Genomic DNA, 5,773 nt, shown 5'->3' with positions numbered 1-5,773 from the left:
CGTTCATCGCCTGACGAACGGTCATCGGCACAATGCCGAACTGGCGGGCAAATTCATTCTCAGAGGGCAGCTGCTGATTGGGCTGAAGCTGACCATCCTTTATGGCTTTAAGGATGGCAGAACTGAGCTGGCGGTAGATGGGGATGGCGCTGTCCCGCTGAATGACGAGCGGGAGGGGAAAAGGGTCCATGGCTTATTTAGTTAACTAGAGAACTAGATAAGCAAATTGTACATCCGTTTTCGGTAAACTTCAAGGGTGAATTTCACAAAAAAGCCAAATTGATCAGCATTCCGGGTGGTAAACCGGCAGGCTCACCCGGGGATTCGAGTGAGCCTGCCTTGAAAGGAGAGACCCGTTTCTGGCAACCGATAAATTCAACGACGGGTCAGCAAATTAATCAGCCGTTGCCGCCAGCGCTGCGGAGCGGCGCTTTTGTACGTTGTAGCGCAGGCGGAAGGCTGTTCCAATAGCTGCTATCACGACCATCGCGGCAAGAACACCGCCAACCCCAATCGTGTTGAAGTTCTCACCCAGGAAGCCGGTCACCAGCATGTCCTGACAGAAGTAAAGGAAGGTTGAAGTTGCACCCGTCACCCCTTCCACGCCCTGCAATTTGGCAACTGCATCCGCCCACGGGGCGACAAAGATACCGGTTATGGTCGCAAGTCCACCCATCAAAATCGTGGTAATGAAGGTGCGCAGCATATCTCCCTTATTGGGCGCCGCGGCAAATACCCAGAAGAACAGGAGCGCAGGCAAGTCCGCCAGCGGAACGCTCAATGTACCCGGAATGATGAACGCCCAGGCAATCATCACCGGCACCATCAAGGCTGTGGTTGCCAACACCGAGGTGTGCCCTACCGCAATTGCCGGATCAACGCCGATGAACAGCTGCTTACCTTTGGTACGCGCCTGCATAAAGGCCGCCGCCGCTTCCGAAACCGGCACGAGTGCCTGCATGACGATACCCGACATCATCGGCAGCAGCACAAGCGCGGTAGCCAGTTTGATCATCAGCATGACAATATCGCCCCACCAGAAACCGGCACCAATACCCATTAGCAAGCCGATGATACCGCCCAGCACAGCCGGTTCACCAATCGCGCCGAATTTCTTTTGGACGTATTCGGGAGTGAATTTTGCAGACGAAGTAAAGGGCAGTTTATCGAGAAGGGAAGAAACCGCATGGGCAAACATGCCCCACCACACATTGAAACCCTGATAAAAGGCAATGTTCTTGAAACCGTAGAACTTTTCCGGGTAACCCTTGTTGGCGTACCAGTCGGTGACCATGAGATTGACCCAGCACCAGCCGGCTGCCACAATCAAAGAAGCCAGCACATTGTTGGTCAACGCAAGCATGATCAGCGCGCAGATGGTGGCTTCCCAGGTGTCCCAGATATTTAGATTCAGGGTATCGGTCAGGTTGGTCACAATCAGCAGCAAGTTGACCGCCAGGCTGATGGCAATCACCGCGTAGGCAATCGGATGGCCGAAAGCAAAGGCGGCATAGGCACCCCACCCAATATCGGTATAGGTGAACACGCCTCCGAACCGCTCGGTCAGCGCGGTTGCCGCCGGCCCAACCCCGGCAAGAAAGAAGTCCACAATGATATACACGCCCTGAAATCCGACCGAGATCATCAAACCGTTGCGAATGGCGCGCACCGGCCCCAACCGGACAATCAACCCAATCAGCGAGAAGACTACAAAAATCATGAACAATGCGCCCAGGTTGACGACCGGCTCGAGCAAAGTTTGAATGGTGTTAAAAAATCCGTCCATCTTCCCAAATTCCTTCCTTGTAAAAAATGAGATTTACGACAAGTTCAAACCGATTTGTGAACAGGCAGTACTGTTTCTTCCCGCGCTCTCCTCCTTCTGTGCCACTCCCAAAACGATGATTAATCCTTGATTTTGGCAACGGCTTCGAAAATCTGATCAAATAATTCTTTTTGACCAATACCGGTCAACAGCGGCACACCATTGAAAACCGGCACATCATCGCGCGGCGGAAGCACTGCCGTTGCCACGATAATATCGGCCTTGGTGGACTGCAGCAGCACATCGGCATCGGCTACTTTACCTTTCTTTACCACCACCGCCACATTACGCTTCCTGGCTTCTTCTTCAATTTTCACTGCTGCCAGCGTAGAAGTGGCAATGGAAGATCCGCACATGACCAGAATCACAGCTGCTCGACTCATCGTTTATGACATCCTTTCTGAGATAGTGGTTGATTGGAGTGGAAGGGAATTTTCCTCAAAATACTTTCGAAGTTCGTTCAGCACACCCACAACATCCTCGTGCGTCCCAATGGTGATGCGGAAGTATTGATCGCCGGGTAAACCGCGCGCATTCACAAAACTGCGGGTAATGTAGCCCTTGCTAAGCAGATATTCATAAATATGACTGGCTTTAAAGCCGTTATCTACCCGGATCATGACAAAATTTGCCTGAGAAGGAATGGGATAAAAACCGGGGAATTTCTTGAGCTCGTTGAAAAGAAATTCCCGATCTTCCTTGACTTTGCGTACATTTTCGCGGATGTAGTCGGCATCCTCGATAGCTGCAATGGCAGCGACTTTGGTCACCAGTCCAATGTTGAGCGGGGTGCGCACGCGGTTGACCGCCTCAATCAGTTCCGGGCGGGCAACAATCCAGCCCAAGCGAATCCCTGCCAGACCCATTGCCTTGGAAAAGGTGTGACTGATAATCAGATTGGGATATTCGTCCAACAAATCTTCCACCGGACTGTCACCAAATTCAAAGTAAGCCTCATCAATGGCGACCAGAATACCTGTTTCACACAGGCCGCGCACCAGCTCGCGGCTGATTTGATGCCCATCCGGGTTATTGGGACGGGAAATGAGCGCCATTTTGGTTTTAGGGGTAATCTTCGAGGTAAAACTTTCAAGGGTGTAATTAAAATCCTGATCAACCGGCAGAACACTGACCACCGTCGCGCCGTAAAGCGGCACGCGGCGGGTATAAGGGGAATAATCCGGCGTGGAGATGAGAATTTCATCGCCTTCATCCAGAAAAGCCTTATAAAGCAGGTCAATGACTTCCATCGAGCCGTTGCCGCAAGTAATCCAATCCGCCCTGCCGGGCAGCCCAACATACTCGGCTAATTTGGCGCGTAGTTCTACGTCGGTATAGGGATCTTCGGGGTAGTAATTGAGTTGACCGGCAATCTGACGCACAGCTTCAACCACCTTTGGAGAAGGCGGATAAACCAGTTCGTTGCCCATCAACCGGCGGTATTGCGGCTTCTGCCACCCCAGCCGAAAATGATGAAGGTTGTAAATTTCTCCAACTTTGGATGCTTTACTGATAAATTTTGAGACGTCCATTGTTTTTTCCTTTGCTGTGAAGATAGTAAATGACCGATGTTGCTCAATCCATTCGTTTTAAGTGGTCAATGAGAGAGACCAAATCCTCCTCTTGCCGCAGCCGAGCAAGTTTTTCGCCATCCGAGATGAAATCCGCCAGCGCCGACAGGAATGCCATATGATCATCTGGATTGGCGATCAGCAGCAAGAAGACGATCTGAACCTGCACCTCACCATCCTGACCTCCCATAGGCTCAAAGAGAACCGGTTGTTTCAAAACCGCCACGATCATGCCGGGCACCAACGTCCATTCGGCATCTGCATGGGGAATGGCAATACCACTCCCTGCCGCATGAATTCCCGTGGGGTATTTCTCCTCTCGTTCCAGCAACGCTTGTTCAAAGCCTTCTTTAGCCCAGCCTTCCCGAAGGGCAATTTCAGCCAATTCTTTCAACAGCGTGCGCCGATCCATGGACTGGTCAAAGCGGGCAATTTGGAGAGAATTGAGAATAGATAGCAATAGATCACCTCAGAAATGTAAATTTTTCGCGACTTTGAATTGGGGGGTTCAGGCACTGATCCGTCAGCGTTCAGCCCGTCTGGGATTGCTGTTTTTGATTATAGAAAAAAGCAGGTCGATTTGTTTCATTGGCTTTTGTAAATACAACTTATGACAAAATTAGATCATTTCAATGAAATTTGCCTCCAATCACTTGCTCACACGCCTGTTCAAAAGGTTTATGGACATACCAGTCCTAACCAGACAATCACCACAGGATGAATCTGTTCAGACAAATATTTTTCGATTTCATGCCAGCCAAAATAAAATAAAAAAAGCCAGAACGGCTCGAGAGCAATTATTGCTTATCCGGTATTGGAAGCCACTGGAATTCAACTTTCCAATAGAGAAATTTGACGAACCGGACGATTCCGCTTGCGGTAGGCCTGCCTTTAGGCTATAATCTGCCGAAATTCGCAAAAAGTTAGTTAATACAAAATTAGTTTAATTATCCCAACCACCTATGCCCGGTTTAAAGATCAATATCAACCCCCGCCAGCGCAGTATCATTTATGCCTTGCTGCAAAGTGACGGCAGGCTGACCATTGAGCAGCTTGCCAAGCACTGCGGTCTAACGGCGCGGGTTATCCGCTACAACCTGGATACCGTGCGCGCCTGGCTGCGCAACGAAGGTATTCCCGTTCGCGTCCGTCCGGGATTTGGGATTGAAATCGAGGCTAACCGCGCCCAGCGTAAACGGCTGATGGCGCTGTTTGAACAATCTCAGGAAGAAAATCTGGTTTTCTCGCGCACGCAGCGTCAGCATCTTCTTTTATTCGGATTGTTGACCTCCTCCGCTCCGCTCACCTATCAACAGCTCGCCGAAATGGGAAGCGTTTCCCGTTCGACGATTGTCAATGATATTGAAGACATGGGGGAATGGTTGAAGCTTTTTTCGATTCAGTTAAGACGACTGCCAAACCGCGGGGTTTTCATTCAAGGAAGCGAAGCAGCACGCCGATTTGCCCTGCTCAACCTGATTCGCGAAGAGCTGGGTGATCGAAAGTGGTATCTGTTGTGGAAGATGCACCCGGATGAACCCGGCGGAGACAAATCTATCCCCCCGCAATTGGAAAATTTTTTACGCAGTCTCCCACTGAAAACCGCTCATGTTGAGGTTGTCCGCATTGAGAACATGATCGGCCGCTCCATGTCGTTGTATTCCAAAGTTGAAACACTGGTATATCTGGCAATCAGCATTGTATGCCTGCAAGAAGGCCGGTCAATCCCCGCTGAAGAAACCATTTCAGTCGAGAGAAACCTGTATTACGAAGTTGCTGCTGCTGTTTTTGGCGACCTGAGAGCCAGGCATCATATCTCTGCCAGCCCGGCAGAGGTTGGGCTGCTGGCAGCCTGTCTGTGTGGTGCAAAATGGAACGCGCCCTCTCTGGACTTAAGCGGTCAGACCAGCCGGACGGATTTGGAAGCACTGTATCCCGCCGGCGCTGCCTGTGCAAAAAATATTATCTCTACCTGTGCCCGGCGACTGCATCCGCTTTTGCTGCTGGACGAGGAATTGTTTGCAGAACTGACGCGCCATCTGGAGCCGGTACTTTACCGTATCCGTTACCACCTGCCTATTTTGAACGAAAACCTGCCGCAAATACGGCAATTGTTCCCGGAAATATTTTTGACGGCGCAGCAGAGCCTGAATGAAATTGAAAAAGTACTGAATTTATCCTTTCCCCCGGAAGAAACCGCCTACGTTGCCATGTATTTGCTTTCGGCATTGAACCGCTTGAACATCAAAGACCGCAACAAAATTGCGGTGGTACTGGTGGGGGATGGAATACGCGCCAAGGTCTCCCTGTTGCGCTCACGCCTGGAAAGAGAATTTCCCAACTTGAAGGTGATCGGAATCGTCAACGGGTTTAGTAC

General features: G+C 50.6%; 6 protein-coding genes. 1 reads left to right on the top strand and 5 read right to left on the bottom strand.

What is annotated here, in order from left to right:
* From ACWIZX_RS11935 to ACWIZX_RS11915, 5 genes are all read right to left on the bottom strand, one after another.
* A partial coding sequence (locus ACWIZX_RS11935; protein WP_448335936.1) for a GntR family transcriptional regulator occupies positions 1-190 on the bottom strand: 190 nt, incomplete at its 3' end.
* Positions 191-394: 204 nt separating this feature from the next.
* A complete protein-coding gene (locus ACWIZX_RS11930) occupies positions 395-1,786 on the bottom strand; it encodes a PTS transporter subunit IIC (RefSeq protein WP_448335935.1) in 1,392 nt (463 codons plus the stop codon).
* 119 nt (positions 1,787-1,905) lie between these two features.
* Entirely contained in the window at positions 1,906-2,208 is a 303-nt protein-coding gene (locus ACWIZX_RS11925) for a PTS sugar transporter subunit IIB (RefSeq protein WP_448335934.1), read from the bottom strand.
* 3 nt (positions 2,209-2,211) lie between these two features.
* Positions 2,212-3,357, bottom strand: a complete 1,146-nt coding sequence (locus tag ACWIZX_RS11920; protein ID WP_448335933.1) for a pyridoxal phosphate-dependent aminotransferase — start codon at positions 3,355-3,357, stop codon at positions 2,212-2,214.
* Between the two features lie 43 nt (positions 3,358-3,400).
* Positions 3,401-3,856 (bottom strand): PTS sugar transporter subunit IIA, encoded by a 456-nt coding sequence (locus tag ACWIZX_RS11915; protein WP_448335932.1) that lies wholly within the window; start codon positions 3,854-3,856, stop codon positions 3,401-3,403.
* Positions 3,857-4,358: 502 nt separating this feature from the next.
* Between ACWIZX_RS11915 and ACWIZX_RS11910 the strand changes: the two genes are divergently transcribed.
* A partial coding sequence (locus ACWIZX_RS11910) for a BglG family transcription antiterminator (protein WP_448335931.1) occupies positions 4,359-5,773 on the top strand: 1,415 nt, incomplete at its 3' end.

The sequence above is a fragment of the Bellilinea sp. genome (assembly GCF_053501535.1).
The sequence above is the reverse complement of the archived record's forward strand: the minus strand, read 5'-3'. Positions and strand labels throughout refer to the sequence as shown.